This is a genomic window from Streptomyces sp. NPDC056480, from assembly GCF_042795405.1.
Taxonomy (GTDB): Bacteria; Actinomycetota; Actinomycetes; order Streptomycetales; family Streptomycetaceae; genus Streptomyces.
Genome location: NZ_JBHTSA010000011.1, coordinates 25,159 through 43,917, shown reverse-complemented (window position 1 = coordinate 43,917; position 18,759 = coordinate 25,159). Strand labels below are relative to the sequence as shown.

Below are 18,759 nucleotides of genomic sequence, written 5' to 3'. Positions count from 1 at the left end.
GCCTACGGCCGGCGTGCGGCGGGAGCGGGGGATTCTCGTGTTCGGGCGACGGCCCGGGCGCGGAGCGGCCCGGTGCCCCTCCGTGGGAGGGGTACCGGGCCGCCGGTTCATCGGACGGGGATCAGCAGCCGCTGACGCACTGGCCGTTCACCCACGAGCGGTTGATCTTGTATTTCGGATCTGCGGGGATGGAGTCCAGCCCGGTCGGGCTGGCCATGCTGTCATGGGCGATCACCCGCGGCTTGATGCCCTTGCGGTACTGGAACACCTCCATGTCCGGGTAGGGGTCGCCCGTCCGTGTGATCTTCACGTCCGTCTTGGTCGCCTCGACCGTGAGGTTGGCGTCCACCGCGAAGAGCCTCGTGAGGCTGTTGACGGCGTGGATGCCGATGTCGAGCTTCTCCGGGGACACGCTTGCCCCCCGGTTGTGGAGGTTGACGACGTTGTGCCCCTTGATGACGGTGTCACCGCTGAACCCGTCGACGTCGATCGGGCGGGCCGGGATCGTTCTGCCGGGGGTGGTCGTGGTCTCCCACTTCCACGGCGCCTTGCTCCCCGGGTCCGCGGCCACCTGCTTGGCCCGGCGCTTCTCCGGCGTCTCCGACGCGGTGATGGTGAACAGGCACTGGCCCGTGGCGGTGTCCCACAGAAGGGTCATCCGGAACGGTGCGTTCGGATCCGAGGTCGTTTCGCGGTCGTCGCCGACGAGCATGCCCAGGGCGGCCTTCTCCGTGTGGATGTAGAAGCGGACCATGATGATGCCGCGGTCCTCTCCCGGGCCGACTTCGAACCGCTTCCACTGGGAGCCCTTCGGGTGGTTGTCGAAGAGGTCCACGACCTCTTCCCACTCGTCCTCCTCGGATTCCTCCTCCTTGAGCCGGTCCCCGGCGCACTCCGTCCGGTTCTGCCGGCAGTAGTCCCTCAGGTCGGGGTCGTACAGGCCGGTCGGGTCGCTGGAGGAGAGCGGGTTGTTGTGGGCGTACGCGTACCCGTTGATCTGCTGTGTGTCGCTGAGGTCCATCACCGGGTCGGCGGAGATGAAGCGGCCGATCGCCGGGTCGTACTCACGTGCCCCGAGATGGGTGAGTCCGGTGGACACGTCGCGCGTGCCCCCGACGAAGCCCCGGTCCCCGGTCCACCCGGCGGGCTGGGCACCCCGGGCGGCCCCGAAGGGCATCGTCCGCCGCTTGGTGACGGCGTTCGTCGCGGAGTCCACCTGGGTCGTGCCCGTGCCGTGGTGGTCGGTGAGCACGAAGGACAGCTTGCCCTGGGTGCGCACCGCGACCGTGCCGCCGTTGTGGGCGTAGTAGCGCGTGCCCACCAGCGTGTTGTCCGGCTTCATCAGCACCTCGGTGCCGCCGGGCAGGGTGAGCGTGGATCCGGTGGCGTCCCTGCGGATCAGCCGCTGGCCCTCGCTGTCGTAGACGTACGAGGTGGTCCTGGCGCCTTCGGTGACCTTGGCCAGGTGCCCCTCCTTGTCCCATGCCAGCACCTGGTCGCCGGACGGCAGTTGCCTGCGGACGGTGTTGCCGGCGTTGTCGTAGGCGTAGGTCTCCTTCTTGCCGTTGTCCGGCCCGCCGGAGATGGAGACGGACGGCAGCCGGCTTCCGGTGACCGGCGTGCCGTAGGCGCGGGTGACATCGGCGGCCGGACCGCCCGGTGCCTTGTGCTGGACCTCGGTCTTGCGGTTGCCGATGGCGTCGTAGGTGTACGAGGTCCAGTACGCGTCCGGGCCCCCGACGGTGGTGCCCGAGGGAGCGGCGGCGCAGCCGTCGTTCGCCGTCCACGCCTCGGTGATGCGGCTCAGGCCGTCGATGCCGAAGCACTGGGTGTCCGTGGTCTGCTGGGCGTCCTGGCCCGAGGCGGTGACGACCTTGGTCAGGTTCCCGGCCGGGTCGTACCCGTACCGGGTGTCGTCCAGGCGCTGCGGAGCGGTCTCGCGGTCGGTGACCGTGCGGGTCGGCCGGCCGGTGTGCTCGTCGTACTCGTTGACCTGCCGGACCTTCCTGCCGGCCTCGCCCAGTTCGGTGCTGATGGTCCGCCCGTAGTGGTCGAAGGTGGTGGCGCCGGCCAGCATGGCGCCGCCGACCGTGGTGGCGACGGGCAGGCCGTCGCCGTCGTAGCGGATCGCGACCCGCTCCTTGGGGAGGCCGCCGACCGCGGGCTCCTCGGAGTACTCCGGCTTGCCTGTGTTGGCGTTGAAGCCGGCGGTCCACTTGTAGACGCCGGCCAGGGCGCCCTCCACGGCCGGGATGGTGAGCTGGGACGCCGTGGCCTGGTAGCGGTTGTTGTACCAGGTGACCTCGGAGACGTAGGCGTGGCCGTCGACGTAGTGCTTGGCCGCGGACTGCTTGCCCTTCGCGACGGTGTCGAAGACGTACTCGGTGGTCAGGACGCCGTTGACCTTGAGCGCCGTCTTGCGTCCGAGGGCGTCGTAGTCGGTGTGGTGGACGGTGCCCAGGGAGTTCTTCGTGTCGGTCTCCCGGTCCCCGATGTCGTACGTGATCAGTGTGGTGCCGGTGTCCGGGTCCTTGACGGAGGTCTTGCGGCCGCGTACGTCGTAGCCGTACGTCCAGTTCCGCCCGGCCGCGTCGGTGACCTTCGCCAGACGGCCGAGCCGGTCGTAGCCGTAGTGGGTGGACTCGTAGGCCGTGCGCGCGGCGTTCGTGTACTCCCGGGTCTCCACGGTCCGGCCCAGGTTGTCGGTGAGGGTGGTCCTGGCGGTGCCGCCCGCCGGCGGGACGATCGTGGTCCGGTCGCCCTCGTCGATCGTGGTGATCCGGCTCTGCTCCTCACCGAACTTCTTGCTGATGACGGCGGTGGCGCGGCCGGCGCCGTCGAAGACGGTCTCGGTGGCGGCCGGGTACCTCAGCTCCGCTCCCGTGACCAGGACGTCGGAGGGGGCGCCGGCGGCGTAGTACTTGCCGGAGTTCCTCCAGTTCTGGTTGAGGGTGTTGAACGACGACTCGCTGACCAGCCGGCCTCCGCCGGGAGAGGGTTCCTGGATCTGCCTGCTGCGCAGCAGGCCGTCCATGAACTCGTACGTCGTGCGGTAGCCGCTGGTCTCCGTGAGGGTGCTGGTCGCCACGACGATCGGGCCGTCGGTGCGCACCAGGTAGCTGTAGGAGAGGTGCGGGCTGTCCGGGTACGTGGCGGCCGAGCGGCCCGGGAGCCAGACCCCGGTCACCCGCCCGAGAGCGTCGTACCGGGTCGTGGAGACCTTCTTGTTGAGGTCCTCCTGGACGATGGGCAGGGCACGCAGCGGTTCGTAGGTGGTCGTGGCGACATGGTTGAGCGGGTTGGTCACCACCGTCTTCGTGGCGACCTCGCCGGTGGCCGGTGTGTAGTCGGTCCGGGTGCTCTTGCCGTAGGGGTCGGTCACGGTGGTCGGGCGGCCGTACACGTCGTAGGTGGTGCTGCCCTTGGGCGAGTAGCCGTCGCCGTCGGGGTCGATCACCTCGGTGCGGGTGACGTTGCCCTGGGTGGGCGCGCCGCCGAAGGAGCCGCCGTCGTAGACGTTCCGGTTGTCGGCGATGACGTCGGCCGGGCGGGTGACGGCGGAGTCGCAGGAGACGGCCACCGTCTCGACCCGGGCCACGAGGGACAGCAGGTTGGGTCCGGTGTTGCGGGCGTACTCGGTGCGGGTGCACTTCTCGTCGCCGCTCTTGGACTCGTCGCCGGAGTCGGCGGAGGTGACCTCCATGCCGACGGAGTCGAAGGTGCGGGTCGTGGAGGCCTTGCGTTCGCCGGTGGAGGTCTTGACCCGGGTCGTCTCCTTCTCCACTCCGCCGAACCTGGCCTCCAGGGCGGGCAGCCCGTCCCGCTGCCGGGTCGCGGTCACGGAGGACCGCCACGGGACGCTGGACGTGGCCTTGATCCAGGAGCCGTCCTCCCCGTCGTACGAGATGGTCTCGCGGGTCTGGCCGGCGAACTCGGGGCGGTCGGTGACGACGGCGCCGGTCGAGTCGGCGACCTCCGCGCCGTCGATCCCCCGGAAGTAGCGGGACTCGGCGAGGGTGCGGCGGTCGAGGCCGTCGCCCTTGCGGACCTGGACCAGGCCGTAGCCGCGGAAGTCTCCGTACGTGCGGTCCTCGGGCTTGGTGAACTCGTCCTCGCCCTTGGCCCAGGCGGCCCCGCCGAGGTAGCTGTAGCGGGTGACGGCGTCCGGGGTCTCGGCCAGGTTGTCGCCCTCGTCGACCTCCTGGACGAGGTACTTGTTGAACCAGTCCAGCTTCGCGGTCTCGCCTTCGAAGGCCCACTTCACCGGGTAGCAGGTGGTGGTGTTCGTCGCGTCGGCGGGCGGCAGGGTGGTGGCGGTGCAGCCGGGGGCGGAGTAGGTGATGCCGATGCTGCCGCCGGTGTCGGTGTTGATCTGGTAGACGCGGTAGCGGATGAAGGGCGCGAGCCCGTCGCCGAGCTTGTCGACGCGGTTGGCGAGCTGCTGGCCCAGGAACGTGACCTTGGGCAGCGTGATGCTGCCGTTCGTGTGCCCGGTGCGCTGGATGGTGGACAGCCACAGCGGGCGTGCGGTGCCGTCACCGGAGGGCGGGAAGGTCTGCTCCAGGGCCCAGGTGTCGACGTCCTTGTACGCGCCGCCGGTCAGCACCTTGGAGGTGATGCCGGTCAGCCGCTTCTTCGACCAGAACGTCGGGCTGTACTGGCCTTCGCATCGGGCGGCGCCGTCGGCGCAGTTCTGATCGACGGGCACGTCGGGCCAATTGTCGGCGTGGTCCTTGTCGAACAGCCCGCACTCGTCGGTGCAGCGGTCGGCGACGTCGAACTTCACCTGCGCCATGGCCGGGGCGGAGTACACGGAGTCCGCGCGCAGTCCGTAGTCGATCCGGTCGAGCCAGCCGCCGCGGGTGTACGGGGTGGGAGTGCCCTTGTCGGCGCTGGCGACGGCTCCGCGGTCGTAGTTGTTGGTCTCGGCGTTCCAGTAGTACGCCTGCGCGTTGCCGCGCACGTCCACGACGTGGTCCAGCTGCCAGCGCCAGGCCTGCTTGCACCAGCCTGCGGCGAAGGAGCTGCTGTGGCAGGGCTCCCCGGCGTGGTTGCCGTAGACCGGTACGGTCCAGGCGGAGTTGGTCTCGGACTTGCCGTCGGACCAGCCCGGGAGGCGGTTGAGCCCGAAGAAGTACTGGGTGCCGTCCGTCGCGGTGACCTTCCAGTACTCGCCGTCGTCGTCGCCGTTGGAGGCACCGGTGAGCTTCTCGATCCGCTCGCCGTTGTCGGACTGGGCGCGCCAGCCCTTGCCCTGCTCGAAGACGAGCTCGGTGGTCCGGCCGCCGAGGCTCATGGTGGCGTTGTCGGTGAACCAGCACTGGTCACCGGACTTCTCGGTGTTGGTGCCGCCTGCCATGTCGTCGTTGCACGAACGATAGCGGCGCTCGATGAACCCGGGCTCCATCGACCAGCCGTCACCGACCCAGCCGGGCTGGTTGTTCGTGGCGGAGGTGCGGCCGTCCACGCTCTGCGAGGAGTAGCTCAACGACAGCTTGGGTGCCAGACCGGAGGGCACCGCGGGGAAGGCGAGGGGGTAGTCCCAGCTGAAGCCGCCCGAGGAGCTGCCCGCGCTCCAGGAACCGGAGGCCTGCAGGGAGGTGGCCTTGTAGTCGCCGTTGGTGCCGGAGCTGCCGGCCTCGGCGGCGAGAACGGTGGCACCCGCGCTGGAGACGAGTGAACGGGCGGCGGCCGTACCGCCCTTGGGGGCCACGGCCACCGGGGCCGAGGCGGTCAGCGTGCCGGTATCGGTGTCGTTGACCGTGGGCAGGGGGGTGCGCACGCGGCAGCGGGGCACGGCGGGGGTGGTCAGCGCGCAGCCCGGCAGTTGGACCAGGCGCAGGCGGGAGGCCCAGTCGCCGCCGTAGGCGCCGCGGAACGCGGAGTAGTCGACGCGGATCTTCGCCCGGCCCGGGGCGGTCGACGTGCCGGCCATGCTGAACAGCAGACCCTGGACTCCGGAGCGCTGGGCCGCCTTGTGGTCGGCGACGGTCACCTTCACGCGCTGCGAGGGCTGCGCGGATGCCGCGTAGGGCGCCCGTCCGGAGAGCGAGACCAGGGTGACCGGGAAGGTCCCGGTGTCCTCGGCGCCGCCGGCCGTCAGCTCGGCGGAATGCGGCTTCGGCAGAAGGCGATTCGCCTCCGCGGGACGTGACGTGGCCGCCTCGGCAAGGGCCCGCGCCGTCTGGTCCGGCTTCCTGAGGGCGGCGCTGTGGCCGCTCTTGACCGGGCCGACGGGTATCGCCGTCGCCTGCTCGAGCTGCGGCGGCCGCCAGCCCGGGGCGGTCGCGGCCGAGGCGCCCGCCGGGGCGAGCCCGGCGAGCACCAGGCTGGAGACGAGAGCGTGCCGTACGGCCCAGCTCAGTGGCCTGCGTACCCGGGGAGAGCCCCCCGCGGAACGACTTGTGAACCTTCTCACTTCAACTCCCAGGCTGAACCACATGGTTGGAGGCAGGTACGCTAACACCGCCGGATCAACCGTAGTTGATTCCATTACAACTGGAATTGATGACCTCCATATGGGCCCGGCCAGAGGTGAGCGCTCGGCGCCATCCCTGGCGGGTCGGTCACGGTCCGCTGCAACCTCAGCCCACAAAGGAGCAGTAGGTGTCTGCCTTGCGAGAAAGACCGTCCTTGCGGTTCCTCGGCCGCCGGGTCGTGGCCGCCGGACTGGCGACCGCCGTGCTGGGCGCCGTCGCCGCCCTGCAGCCCCCGGTACCGCAGGCATCGCGCCTGCTCCCCGTCGCCGACGCCGCCCCCACCGGGGCCGAACCCACCGAGGCCGAAACGGCCTCGGCCCAGGCGAAGGCGACCGGGAAGCGCGTCGAACTGCTCTCCCGCCGGACCGAGAACTCGGACACCTGGGCCAATCCCAACGGCTCGTTCTCCACCGACCGTCACGGATCGGCGGTCCGGGTCCTGGTGGGCCAGAACTGGGTGCCCACCGACCCCACCCTCACCTTCGCCGCGGACGGCCGGGTCGTTCCCACGGCCGCCACGGTGGCCATGTCCTTCTCCGGCGGCTCGGGCCCGATGGCCCACATCGCCGAGGACGGCCGGCGGATGGAGCTGAGCTGGCCCAAGCCGCTGCCCAGGCCGACCCTCGACGGCAACGTGGCGACGTACGCCGACATCCTCCCGGACGTGGACCTCCAACTGAAGGCGGACGTCGACGGGTTCTCCCAGCTGCTGGTCGTCAAGACCCCCGCGGCGGCCGCGCATCCGGACCTGGCCACCCTCAAGCTCGGCATCGGCACGGTGGGGCTCTCCGTCACCGCCGACACCACCGGCAACCTCTATGCGCGCAACCCCGCCGGCCAGGCCGCCTTCGTCAGCCCCGCACCGATGATGTGGGACTCCACCGAGATCAGCGCGACGGGGTCCCGCACGGCCGGGACGGCGCGGACGGCGGCCGCGGCGGGCCCCGAAGACCCCTTCGAGCCGGGCCCCGGCGCCAGGGACGCGCTCATGACCACCCGGGTCGTGGGGCAGTCGCTGGAGATCACCCCCGACCGCGACCTGCTGACCGCCCCCGAGACGGTCTACCCCGTCTTCATCGACCCGTCCTGGGCCGAGGGCAAGCGGCAGAACTGGACCCGGGTCTCGGCGGTGTACAAGGACAACACCTACTGGAACGCGAACGACGTCGCCCGAGTCGGCTACGAGAACAAGACGAACGGCCTGTCCCGCTCCTTCTTCCAGCTGGACACCTCCAACATCAAGGGCAAGGACGTCAAGGCGTCCACCTTCCGGATCAAGAACACCTGGTCCTGGTCCTGCCAGCCCCGCGTCGTCCAGCTCTGGGACACCAGGGGCGGCATCCACGCGGGCACCAACTGGTACAACCAGCCGACCCAGAAGACGCTGCTGGACTCGACGAACGAATCCAAGGGCTGGAAGGGCAGCTCCGACTGCCCCGAGGGCAACCTGGAGTTCGACGTCACCGACCGGATCCGCCAGGTCGCGGCGGCCGGTGACAACTCGGTGACCCTGGGCATGTACGCCGCCAACGAGGGCGACACCTTCGCCTGGAAGAAGTTCGACCCCAAGACCGCCGTCCTGTCCACCGAGTACAACACCGCCCCGGACGTCCCGACGGAACTCGGCACCAACCCGAGCAACCCGCTGATCGGCAACACCAACATCAGCGTCCACGCGCTCATCAACGACTCCGACGCCGGAAACCTCCAGGCCAACTTCCAGGTGTGGCAGCCCGGCCAGGCCCCCGTGGTCGACGAGCACATCTCCGCCCAGCGCGGCCGCATCGCCACCCTCGCCCTGCCCGACGCGAAGATCCCCACCGGCTCCTACCAGTGGCGGGTTCGCGCGAAGGACCAGGACGGCGCGTACTCCGGCTGGAGCGCGGTCAAGTCCTTCGAGGTGGACCGCGACCGGCCCAGCAAGCCGCCGACGGTGGCCTCTCCCGAGTACCCCAACGGCGACGCGGGCTGGCCCGCCGTCACCGGCAAGGCGCGCGTCACCGCAGGCAAGTTCACCTTCGGTGCGGCGGGCATCGGCGACGTCGTCGCGTACCGCTACCGCACCAGCTGGGACCCGCAGGAGCGCGGCGTCAACGTGAGCAGCGCGCCGGGCAGTTCGGCCACCGTCACCATCACCCCGCCCGCCGTCGGCCCCGGCTACGTCTACGCGTACAGCCTGGACCGGGTCGGCAACCGCTCGGACGAGCGCGCGTACCTGCTGTACGCCAACGGCAGCGGCGCCAAGGACCGCCCCGGCGACCTCAACGGCGACGGAAACGCCGACGCCTGGTCGCTCGACCCCTCCGGCACCCTGCGCAGCTACCTCGGGCAGGGCAACGGCAAGTTCGGCACGGCCGCCTACGGCGGCGCGGCCCTCCAGGGCGGCCTGATCAGCCACCGCGGCGACTGGAACAACGACGGCATCGAGGACCTCCTGGTCCGCCGGTACGACGAGGTGGACAAGCGGCAGAAGCTGTACGTCTACCCCAACACGGGCTACGGCATCGTCCGCCCCGAGGACGCCTACGAACTCACCGTGGCCTGCCCGCGCCACGCCGCCGAGGCAGGCGACTGCCAGGGCCCCGGCACGGACTTCTGGCACGACGAGGACACCCAGATCCTGGCCGTCGACGACCTCACCGGCGGACCGCGCTCCCTCAACGGCACCCACCCCCTCGCCGACCTGCTGGTCCGCGAGGGTGACAAGCTGTGGCTCTACTACGGCTCCGAGAGCCGGTACCTGGACGAGCAGAGCGACCCCATCCAGATCGGCGGCAACCGCTGGCGCGGCCACACCCTGATCGCTCCGGGCGACACCACCGGCGACGGCATCGCCGACCTGTGGGTGCGCCAGGACGACTCGGGTGACGTCTACCAGTACGTCGGCAAGAAGACGCCCGACGGGCGCTTCGACCTCGGCTCCTGGGGCGAGTCCGCCCAGCCCGTGAAGATCCTCACCGGGGCGGGCGCCGCCACCTATCCCGAGCTGTCCTCCAGCACCGACCTGACCGGCGACGGCCGTCCCGACCTCTGGGGCCGCGCACAGGGCAACTCCCTGACCGTCTGGCCCGGCAAGGGTTCCGCCCAGGGCGGCTACACGTTCGACGCCCCGCTGACCGCCGGCTCCACCCACACCGGTCCCAACCTCGCCAAGGGCGTCCAGGTGACCGCCACCGCCAGCTACGAGGCCGACGGGTGGAGCAGGAGCGCCCTGGTCGACGGCCGGCGCGACTCCCAGCCCGGCTCGTACGGCTGGAGCACCACCACCGCCAGCCCCAACAGCGACCGCACCGAATCGGTGACCGTGGACCTCGGCGTCCGGCAGGCCCTGAACTCGGTCGACCTGTACCCGCGCAACGACGGCGCCGACACCGGCATGGGCTTCCCCGTCGACTTCACCGTCCAGGTCTCCGAGGACGGCACCACCTGGGACAGCGTGATCGAGCGCACCGGCTACCCGAAGCCGGGCAACACCGTCCAGTCCTTCTCCTTCGAAACCGCCAGCGCCCGGTACGTCAAGGTCACCGGCACGAAACTGTCGACCGACCCGCACGGCGACTACCACCTGCAGTTCGCCGAACTGGAGGTCTACGGACCCCAGAAGCTCGCGACGGGTGCCTTCAACTTCGCCAAGGGCATGACCGTCGCGGCCAGCAGCAGCTACGAAGGCTCCGGATGGACCCTCAACGGCCTGGTCGACGGCAGCAGCAAGACCGGCTGGAGCAGCGCCGACAACACGGGTGTCAGCCACACCGAGTCCGTCACCGTCGACCTGCGGGCACCGCGCTCGGTCAACTGGATCAAACTGCGTCCGCGCGGTGACGGCGTCAACACCGGAGCCGCCTTCCCCGTCGACTTCACCATCGAGGTCTCCCCGGACAACACCACCTGGACCAAGGTGGTGCAGCGGACCGGCTACCCGCGCCCGGACGCCGCCGCGCAGGAATTCCCCTTCGACACCCAGCAGATCCGCTACATCAAGGTCACCGGCACGAAGCTCTCCAAGGACAACTTCGGCAACCACCACATGCAGTTCGCCGAACTGGAGGCGTTCAGCGACCAGGCCTACGACCCGCGGGTGCCGGACCTCGCCGTGGGCACGGCCGTGACCGCGAGCAGCAGTGCGGCGAGCGGTCCCGCCGGCGCGCTCGTCGACGCGAACCCCTCCACCTGGTGGAGCAGCAACGCGTCCCTGGCCGACCACACCGAATCCGTGACGGTGGACCTCGGCGCGAGCCAGTCGCTCAACTGGGTCAACCTCCGTCCCCGCAACGACGGTGCCAACACCGGCATGGGCTTCCCCGTCGACTTCACCGTCCAGCTGTCGGGCGACGGCACCACCTGGGGGACGCCGGTCGTCAGCCAGACCGGCTACCCCCGGCCCGGTGACGCGGGCCAGTCCTTCTGGTTCCAGGCGCAGAGCGCCCGCTACATCAAGGTGACCGGAACCAAGCTGTCCCAGGACAACTTCGGCCGCTTCCAGATGCAGTTGGCCGCGCTGGAGGCGAGCGGCGGCCGCTACCTGCTGTCCTCCGCCGTCAACCTCGCCAAGGGCGCCCCGGTCACGTCGACGAGCAGTTACGAGGCCGACGGCTTCAGCCGCTCCAACATCGTGGACGGCAGGCGCGACTCCACGACTGCTTCGCAGGGCTTCAGCAGCAACGACAACACCGGCGCGAACCACACCGAGTCCGTCACCGTGGATCTGGGCACCCGCCAGTCCGTGAACTGGGTCAGCCTCCACCCGCGCACCGGCACACCGGAGTCCACGGGCTACGGCTTCCCGGTCGACTTCACCGTCGAGGTGTCCGAGAACAACACCACCTGGACCAAGGTCGCCCAGCGCACCGGCTACCCCCGTCCGGGGAACGCCGTCCAGGCCCTCCCGTTCAACAACCGCAACGCGCGCTACGTCAAGGTCAACGCGACCAGGCTGGCAACGCCCGGCGACTACCGGCTCCAGCTGGCCGAGCTCGAGGTGTACGGCCAGAAGGCCTTCAACACGGCGCAGCCCAACCTGGCGCTCGGCGCCGCGGTCACGGCCGGCAGCAGCTACGTGGACGCGACCTGGAGCCCGGGCGGCCTGGTCGACAACAACACCGCCACCGGCTGGAGCAGTTCGAACGACACCGGCGCGAGCCACACCGAGCACGTGACGGCCGACCTCGGCACCCTCCAGAGCCTCAACTGGATCACGCTGCGGCCGCGCACGGACGGGGTCAACGCCGGGAACGGCTTCCCCGTCGACTTCACCGTCGAGACCTCCCAGGACGGTACGACCTGGACCAAGGTGGCCCAGCGCAGCGGCTACCCCAAGCCCGACGGCTCGCCGCAGCACTTCCTCTTCGAGCCGCGGCCGGGCAGGTACGTCCGGATCACCGGGACGAAGCTGAGCACGGACAGCCGCGGCGAGTACCACATGCAGTTCAGCGAGCTGGGGGCGTACAGCGGCAAGTCGCTGCCCCGGGAGAGCCGCAACGTCGCGAAGGGCGCGGCGGTCACCGCCAGCAGCAGCTACGCCGGCCCCGGCTGGACGGTCGCCGCGCTCACCGACGGCAACCCGTCCGCACTGCCCGGCCTGCAGGGGTGGAGCAGCGACAACACGCCCACGGCCGACCACCAGGAGTGGGCCAAGGTCGACCTCGGCGCGTCCCTGCCGGTGGGCTGGATCAACCTCTACCCGCGCAACGACGGTGCCGCCGACACGGGGAGCGGCTTCCCCGTCGACCTCACCATCGAGGTCTCGCAGGACGGTACGACCTGGACCAGGGTGGCCCAGCGCACCGGCTACCCCAAGCCCGGCAACGCCGTACAGCAGTTCCCGTTCCCGACCCAGAACGCCCGGTACATACGGGTGACCGGCACCCGTCTCTCCAAGGACTCCGCCGGCCACTACCGGATGCAGTTCGCCGAACTGGAGGCGTACGACCCGTCGGCGTCCTAGCCGGCGATCGCAGGACCGAATGAGACAGTGCGGGGCCGCCGGTGTGACCGGCGGCCCCGCCGTGTCCTGCCCGGGAGGGCCCGGTCGTCCTCATGGGCACGCGGGGCGGCCCGACGCGGGGCCTGTCCGACCCAAGGCCTGCCCGACCCAAGGCCTGCCCGACCCGGGGCCGGTCCGACCCGGGGCCGGTCCGACCCGGGGCCGGTCCGACCCGGGGCCGGTCCGGACCTGATCAGCCGGACAGGCCCTAGGCGGCCTCCATGCCGACGGCCCCTTCCGGAGACTGCCCGGAGCAGTGCCGGTTCCCGGCTCGGGGAAGCCGCGGCTCGGGCCCCGTACGGGATGAAGGCCAGGCCGAAAGAGCCCGGGAGATGCCGACCAGGAGGTCGCCGTACGTGGCCTCGGCAGCCCGCAGCGCCCGGACCGCCTCGGCGCCCTGCTCCTTGTCGGCGGGCGTCCCGAAGGCGCGGGCGTCCGCCGCGGCCCTGAACATCGCGGCCAGACCGAAGGCGACACTCTCGGCCTCCGTCCTGCCGTCCTCACGGGCCCGGGCGTAGGCCTCCGCCCGTACCTCCTCCGAGCAGTACGCCCCCAGCTCCAGCATCCGGTCGTGGATGTCGGTCATCCGGTCCGTGAGGCGCCGGCCGGGGTCGGCGTACCAGGGGGTGGGGAGCCGCATCCGGCCACGGGGACCGCCGACGGGGCACATCGCCCGCCGCAGGGGGCCCAGGGAGTGCAGGGTCCGCAGCGGCCCGAAGACATGGGCGGTGATCCAGGGTCCGACGATGGGGATGAGGAAGCCGGCGGCGACGAGGAGCGTGCCGAGACAGGCGAAGGACATGGCCGCCCGGTTGAGCGGTTCCCAGTCCCGGCCGTTCCAGGCGGCCACGACCGCGGCCAGCTTGGCCGCGCCGTAGGTGACGTTGGTCAGGAAGCCGACGGCCAGGACGGTGAGCCCCAGGCGCAGCAGGCCTCCGGCCGGTGTCCTCCGCTCGCGGGACTCCCCGCGGATGTCACGCGCCCACTTCCAGCACGCGGCCGCCGCCGCGGCGGCGGCCGCGGTGACGGCGAACAGGCAGAGCAGCACCATCTCGCGTATGAAGGGGGTGTTGGCGTAGTACGTCTCGAAGTCACGCTGCCGCTCGGTCGGCGCCTCGCCCCAGACGAAGCAGCCGATGAGCAGGACGGTCACGAGACCGTGGCCCCAGATCCAACGCCTGACCCGGCGGCGGGTACGGGGAAGGACGTCGACGTCCTCACGCCAGTTCTCCATGAGGACCCGGCAGGCGCACGCGTAGGCGGAGAGGATGCAGTAGACCAGGACCGCCGAGAAGTTGCTGACGCCGGTCCTCTCGTTGACGACCGCGATGGTCGGGGGCGCCGAGAAGAAGAACGCCGCTGCCTGCAGGAGGATCACGGCGTTGACGCTGCGGACCACGGGACTGGACCAACGCCGCACCAGCGACGGAAGTTTGACGATCAGTACGATGCCGAGCGCGGCGGCCGGGATGTAGAGATTCACGGCTTCTCGCCCGTCACCCTCTGAGCGAAGCCCAGATGCGGCCGGGCACTCCTCCGGAGGGGCTCGTGCTCCGCCTGCGCTCCAGGTCGGGCCTGACCCGGTCGGCCAGCATCCGGCCGAACTTCTCCGCGCGCCGCTCCTCCTCGAGGTCCGGCTCCGTACGGGCGGCGACGTGGGTGACGGCGTCGGCAAGGCTCCAGCGATCCCCCAGCATGCGGGCCGCGGCCGTCGCACCGGCCGCGCCGCCGTGACCGCAGTGCCCCTCCTTGAGGTGCCACAGTTCGTGCCCCAGGATCACGACCTGGTGCAGGGGGGAGGTGTTCGCCTCGAGGACGATCAGATCGTGGTCGCCCAGGTCCAGCCACAGGCCCGTGACCGTGTCCGGCGGGAACTCCTCGAGCATCAGGCGCACTTCGCGCCCGCTGTCGCGCGCCGCGCACGCGCAGAAGGCCTTCAGGAGCTCCACCGGTCGCACGGGAGCCGGCTTCGGCAGACCCGTGAACAGCGCATCGCGATACCGCCTCATCTCTCGCGAGACCCCCACCCCGTGCCACCCGTCCCCTCGTACCGGATGATGCACAGCCCCCCGTGCACCGTTTCTCGCGCTAACGCCGGTGAGACGTCGTCTCCAAGCCACCGGGGTCAATCGACGTCATTGTGCCCCACCCCGTTCTCGAGGGCCGCGCGGGCCTCCCGGGCGCGCTCCTCCCGGGAACGCCGTGCGACGGACTCGATCAGGGCGATCAGGGGCTGGGCGGTGTCGTCCGGTACGTCGGCCAGGGCCCGGGCAGCGTACGCGACGATGCCGAGCGAGGGATCCACCTCGCTCGCGGGCCCGGCGGTCCGCAGGCGCCGCAGATCCTGGTCCTGGCGCTCCACGGTCCGCTCCAGCAGGTCCTTGTGGATCTGCTGCAGCACCCGGTCCAGCGCCTCGGCCGGCTCGGCCACCAGGAACTCGATCTTCTCTCCGAAGAACGCCGCGATCCCGGCGGCGTGGTCGAGGTTCGGCGCCCGGCCCGTCTTGATCATCTTGTCGAGCCACTGGGTGCTCGTTCCCGCGCCGGCCGCTATCTCCGCGAGGGAGTGGGCCCGCCGGCTGCCGTCCGCGGCGGAGCGCAGCCGCGTCGCGCGCAGGAACAGGATCCGCTCGACCACGCGCCGGTGGCGCGCCTCGACCGCGTCCGCACCGGGGCCGGGTCCGGCGGGCCGCTCGCCACGCAGCAGCTCCCGTACGTCGTCGGGGGCCAGCCCGGAGGCGTACGACAGCCCGCCCTCGCCGTCCACCCTCAGCACGTCCCCGCGCTGCAATCCCATGCGGTCCAACAGCGAGTCGATCCGGCGCACCGTGCCCATCAGGTCCTGAGCAGGCCCATCACTCACAAGAACTCCCGCGGTCTTCGGTCGAGGCCCTGCAAGGCTAGCAACCACGGTTGATCCGGCATCACCTGTCCCCGGTTCCGTCCGCGGTTCCGTCGGTTCCGCCGCAGACGTCGGCGGTGGTGCCCGCCGAGTCGCGCCGCTCGGCCGTCCCGGCCTCAGGCTGCGGGTCCGCCGTCCCGGTGTCAGGCGGGGGGGCCGCCGTCCCGGTGTCAGGCGGCGGGTCCCGGTGTCCATACGGTGCCCCGGGCCTCGTACTCCAGCATGGTCTCGAGGCCGTTCGCCGTGTCGGCGCCGAGTTCGCGGCGGGCGATCCAGAGGGCGAGTTCCAGGCCCGAGGTGATGCCGCCCGCCGTCACGAGGTCGCCGTCGTCGACGACCCGCGCGCTCTTCACCAGGCCGCCCTGGCGGGCGAGATCGGCCTTGGCCTTGTGGTGCGTGGTGCAGGGGCGGCCACGGGTGAGCCCGGCGGCGGAGAGCAGCATGACCCCGGTGCACAGGGCCGCGAGGGTGAGGCCGGGGCGGGACGAGGCCTCCGCGAGGGCGCGGGGCAGGGTGCCCCGGTCGATCTCGGCCCATACGCCGGGGCTGTCGCGGCGGGCGTAGCCGCCGCCGGGGACGACGAGGACGTCCGCCTCTTCGGGGGCCCAGCGGTGCAGGCCCCTGACCTGCGTGCCGTAGGCGGCGGTGACCGAACGGGCTCCGGTCGCCGACACGTGGCGGACCTCGACCGGGCGCGGGGTGAAGAACCCGGCCGCCGAGAAGACCTCGTACGGGGCGGCGAAGTCCAGTTCCTCGACGCCGTCGAACATCACCACGTGGACGCGCAGCGGCCCGGTCGGTCCGGCGGCGGGCGCGTGGGCCGTCGCCGTGCCCGCGAGCGCGCCCGTGGCGCCGACGGCCGTGGCACCGACGGCCGTGGCGCCGACGGCCGTGGTCGCGCGGAGTAACTGCCTGCGATTCATGGGGACTCCTGCTTCGGAAGGGACGTCGGGGAGGAGGTCGGGCCTCGTCTCCGCCCGGTTCCCGCGAGGGGCCGGGAACTCGACGGCTCCGCCGTACGACTCCTCCACCGCACCGGCACGGAAGCGGCGAGAGGCACGGGATGGGCGGACTGGACATACGCATGCGCGGGGTCGTCTGTCGGCACGGCCGCGCCGAGGCCGTGGTGGGCGTGGACCTGGAGATCGCCGCCGGCGAGCGGGTCGCCCTCACGGGGACGAACGGGTCCGGGAAGACGACGCTGCTGCGTGCCGTCCTCGGGATGCACCGGCAGACGAGCGGCTCCATCGAGGTCGGCGGGCGCGGCGCACGCTCGGCCGCCGACTGGGCGTGGCGGCGCCGGTCGTGCGCCTGGATCCCGCAGAAGCCCGCCGCCGGCCGGTTCCCGCTGCGGGGCGACGAGCTGCTCGCGAGCAGCGGGGCGCCCGGCGAGGCGGTGCTGGCGGCCGGACGGCTCGGGGTCGGGACACTGACCTCGCGCCCCGTGGGCACCCTGTCCGGTGGGCAGTTGCAGCGCATGTACCTGGCACGGGCGATCGGCTGTGTCGCGGCGGGCGCCCAGGTGCTGCTCGCGGACGAGCCGACCGCCGCCCTCGACTTCGAGGGGCAGGAGGAGGCGGCCGACGTGCTGACCGAGCTGCCGGTCACGCTCGTGGTCGTCACCCACGACCGGGCGCTGGCGGACCGCTGCGACCGGGTCCTGGAGATGGCCGCGGGGCGGCTGCGGGAGGTGCGGTGAGCACGCTCGCGGCGGCCGATCTCGGCGCCATGCTCCAGCTCGTGCCGGTCCAGCGGGCGGGGGTGGCGCTGCTCCTCGCGGCCGTCGGCCTGCCGGTGATCGGCGTCGTCATCGTGGGGCTCGACATCATGCCGGTGCGGTTCGCGATGATGCACGTGGCGCTGCTCGGCATCGCGGTCGGGCTGCTGACCGGGATCGATCCGATGGTGTGCGCTCTCGTGGCCTGCGCGTTGTCGGGGGCGGGTGTCGCGCCGCTGGCCCGGACGCCGGCGGGGCTCTCGGGGGCGATGGGTCTGCTGATGAGCCTCGCGATCGCCGCCGCGCTGCTGGTCCTCGCCGTCTCCGGCGTCAACGCGTCGGGGGCCTTCGCCCTGCTGTGGGGGTCGATCCTCTCGGTCGGCACGGCGGACCTCGTGGTCCTCGGCGCGCTGGCCGTGGTCGTACCCGCACTGTTCTGGTGGCGGCGCCGCGAGGTGGCGCTGCTCCTGTACGACCGCGAGCTCGCCCAGTGCTCGGGTGTGCCGGTCCGCTTCCTCACCACGGCCCTTCTCGTCCTGGTCGCGGTCGCGGTCGCCGGCGCGATCAAGCTGACCGGGGCGCTCCTGGTCGACGCGCTGACGCTGCTGCCCGCGCTCGCGGCCCGCCGACTGGGCCGTTCGCTGGGGTCGATCACGCTGTGGGCGGTCGGCATCGGCGTCGCGGTCAACGTCACGGGCTTCCTGCTGGCCCTGTGGCTGGACTGGCCTCCGGGCCCGGTCCTCGTCCTGACGGCGGGGGTTGTCGTCCTCGCCGCGCATCTCATTCCCGAACGGAGAAACAGCTCATGGCGCGCACCCGCGTCCGCACAGCCCGTCTCGCTTCCCTCGTCGCACTGAGCGCGGCCCTGCCGCTGCTCGCGGGGTGCGGGGAGGACAAGCCGGCCTCCGGCACCGACGCCAAGGGGGCGGGAGACAAGCCGGTGGTGGTCGCGACGACCACTTGGGAGGGCGCCTTCGCCAAGGCCGCCGGGGCCGAGGACGTCACGGTGATCGTGCCGCAGTCCGTGCACCACGCCCCGGACTACGACCCGAAGCCGTCCGACCTGGCGGCCGTCGCGAAGGCGGACTTCGTGCTGTACGCGCCGTTCGAGCCGTACGCGGCGAAGATCAAGGAGGCGGCAGGCTCGAAGGCGAAGCTCGTCGAGGTGAACCTCGACAACGACCCGGCCAAGGCCGCGGCCGAAGTGGCGCGCCTCGGCGGCCTGTTCGGCACGAAGGACACCGCCTCGCGGTGGAAGACCCGTCTCGACGAAGAGGTCACGAAGCTGAACGGCGACCTCAGGGCCGCCTGGCCGGACGGCAAGAGCCCGACGGTCGTGTCCCAGGTCTTCACGGCCTGGGCGGCCGGTCTCGCGGGTGCCACGCCGGTGGGCTCGTACGGCCCCGAGCCGGTCACCCCCGCGCAGCTGGCCTCCCTCTCGGCGAAGAAGCCCGCCTTCGTCCTCGACAACGCGCACATGTCGACCGGCACCGTGCTGCCGGACTCGGGCGCGAAGCAGATCACCGTCGTGAACTACCCGGGCGAGGACCTGGATCTGCTGGCGGTGTACCGCAACGCGGCGGCCGAGTGGAAGAAGGCCATGAGCGGTTCCTGACCGCCCGGGCCGCACGGCGGGGCGAAGAGCGAAGGGGGGAGGGCCGCGGTGCGGCCCTCCCCC

General features: G+C 71.5%; 9 protein-coding genes. 4 read left to right on the top strand and 5 right to left on the bottom strand.

Translation table 11 applies throughout. The annotated features are described in order from the left end of the window. Positions 1-121 precede the first annotated feature (121 nt). Positions 122-6,418, bottom strand: a complete 6,297-nt coding sequence (locus ACFQ79_RS08070; protein ID WP_383580106.1) for an RHS repeat domain-containing protein — start codon at positions 6,416-6,418, stop codon at positions 122-124. A gap of 188 nt (positions 6,419-6,606) precedes the next feature. On the opposite strand from ACFQ79_RS08070, the gene ACFQ79_RS08065 reads away from it, so the two are divergent. Further along, positions 6,607-12,423, top strand: coding sequence for a discoidin domain-containing protein (locus ACFQ79_RS08065; RefSeq protein WP_383580105.1), 5,817 nt, complete (start codon positions 6,607-6,609; stop codon positions 12,421-12,423). A gap of 247 nt (positions 12,424-12,670) precedes the next feature. On the opposite strand, the gene ACFQ79_RS08060 is transcribed toward ACFQ79_RS08065, so the two are convergent. The 4 genes from ACFQ79_RS08060 to ACFQ79_RS08045 form a co-directional block, all read right to left on the bottom strand. Beyond that, complete coding sequence (locus ACFQ79_RS08060; RefSeq protein ID WP_383580104.1) at positions 12,671-13,945, bottom strand: DUF6545 domain-containing protein; 1,275 nt, start codon at positions 13,943-13,945, stop codon at positions 12,671-12,673. 13 nt (positions 13,946-13,958) lie between these two features. Then, positions 13,959-14,411, bottom strand: a complete 453-nt coding sequence (locus ACFQ79_RS08055) for a toxin-antitoxin system, toxin component (protein WP_383580103.1) — start codon at positions 14,409-14,411, stop codon at positions 13,959-13,961. Positions 14,412-14,587: 176 nt separating this feature from the next. Then, positions 14,588-15,325: a hypothetical protein gene (locus ACFQ79_RS08050; protein ID WP_383580102.1), complete on the bottom strand. Its 738-nt coding sequence runs from the start codon at positions 15,323-15,325 to the stop codon at positions 14,588-14,590. Positions 15,326-15,534: 209 nt separating this feature from the next. After that, positions 15,535-16,287 (bottom strand): DJ-1/PfpI family protein, encoded by a 753-nt coding sequence (locus ACFQ79_RS08045; protein WP_383580101.1) that lies wholly within the window; start codon positions 16,285-16,287, stop codon positions 15,535-15,537. A 140-nt stretch (positions 16,288-16,427) separates the two neighbouring features. Here ACFQ79_RS08045 and ACFQ79_RS08040 point away from each other — a divergent pair, with 140 nt between their 5' ends. Genes ACFQ79_RS08040 through ACFQ79_RS08030 form a run of 3 tightly spaced genes read left to right on the top strand, consistent with a single transcriptional unit; the run spans position 16,428 to position 18,696 of the window. Next, complete coding sequence (locus tag ACFQ79_RS08040; protein WP_383580100.1) at positions 16,428-17,063, top strand: metal ABC transporter ATP-binding protein; 636 nt, start codon at positions 16,428-16,430, stop codon at positions 17,061-17,063. Beyond that, positions 17,060-17,938: a metal ABC transporter permease gene (locus ACFQ79_RS08035; RefSeq protein WP_383580099.1), complete on the top strand. Its 879-nt coding sequence runs from the start codon at positions 17,060-17,062 to the stop codon at positions 17,936-17,938. The genes ACFQ79_RS08040 and ACFQ79_RS08035 overlap by 4 nt, the downstream gene beginning before the upstream one ends. After that, positions 17,887-18,696 (top strand): metal ABC transporter solute-binding protein, Zn/Mn family, encoded by an 810-nt coding sequence (locus ACFQ79_RS08030; protein ID WP_383580098.1) that lies wholly within the window; start codon positions 17,887-17,889, stop codon positions 18,694-18,696. Before ACFQ79_RS08035 ends, ACFQ79_RS08030 begins: the two co-directional genes overlap by 52 nt. The last annotated feature ends 63 nt before the right edge of the window (positions 18,697-18,759 follow it).

What these genes read in the sequence shown, in the direction of transcription:
- ACFQ79_RS08030 (WP_383580098.1), top strand. Translation starts at nt 17,887, where the DNA reads ATGGCGCGCACCCGCGTCCGCACAGCCCGTCTCGCTTCCCTCGTCGCA.
- ACFQ79_RS08040 (WP_383580100.1), top strand. Translation starts at nt 16,428, where the DNA reads ATGGGCGGACTGGACATACGCATGCGCGGGGTCGTCTGTCGGCACGGC.
- ACFQ79_RS08045 (WP_383580101.1), bottom strand. Translation starts at nt 16,287, where the DNA reads ATGAATCGCAGGCAGTTACTCCGCGCGACCACGGCCGTCGGCGCCACG.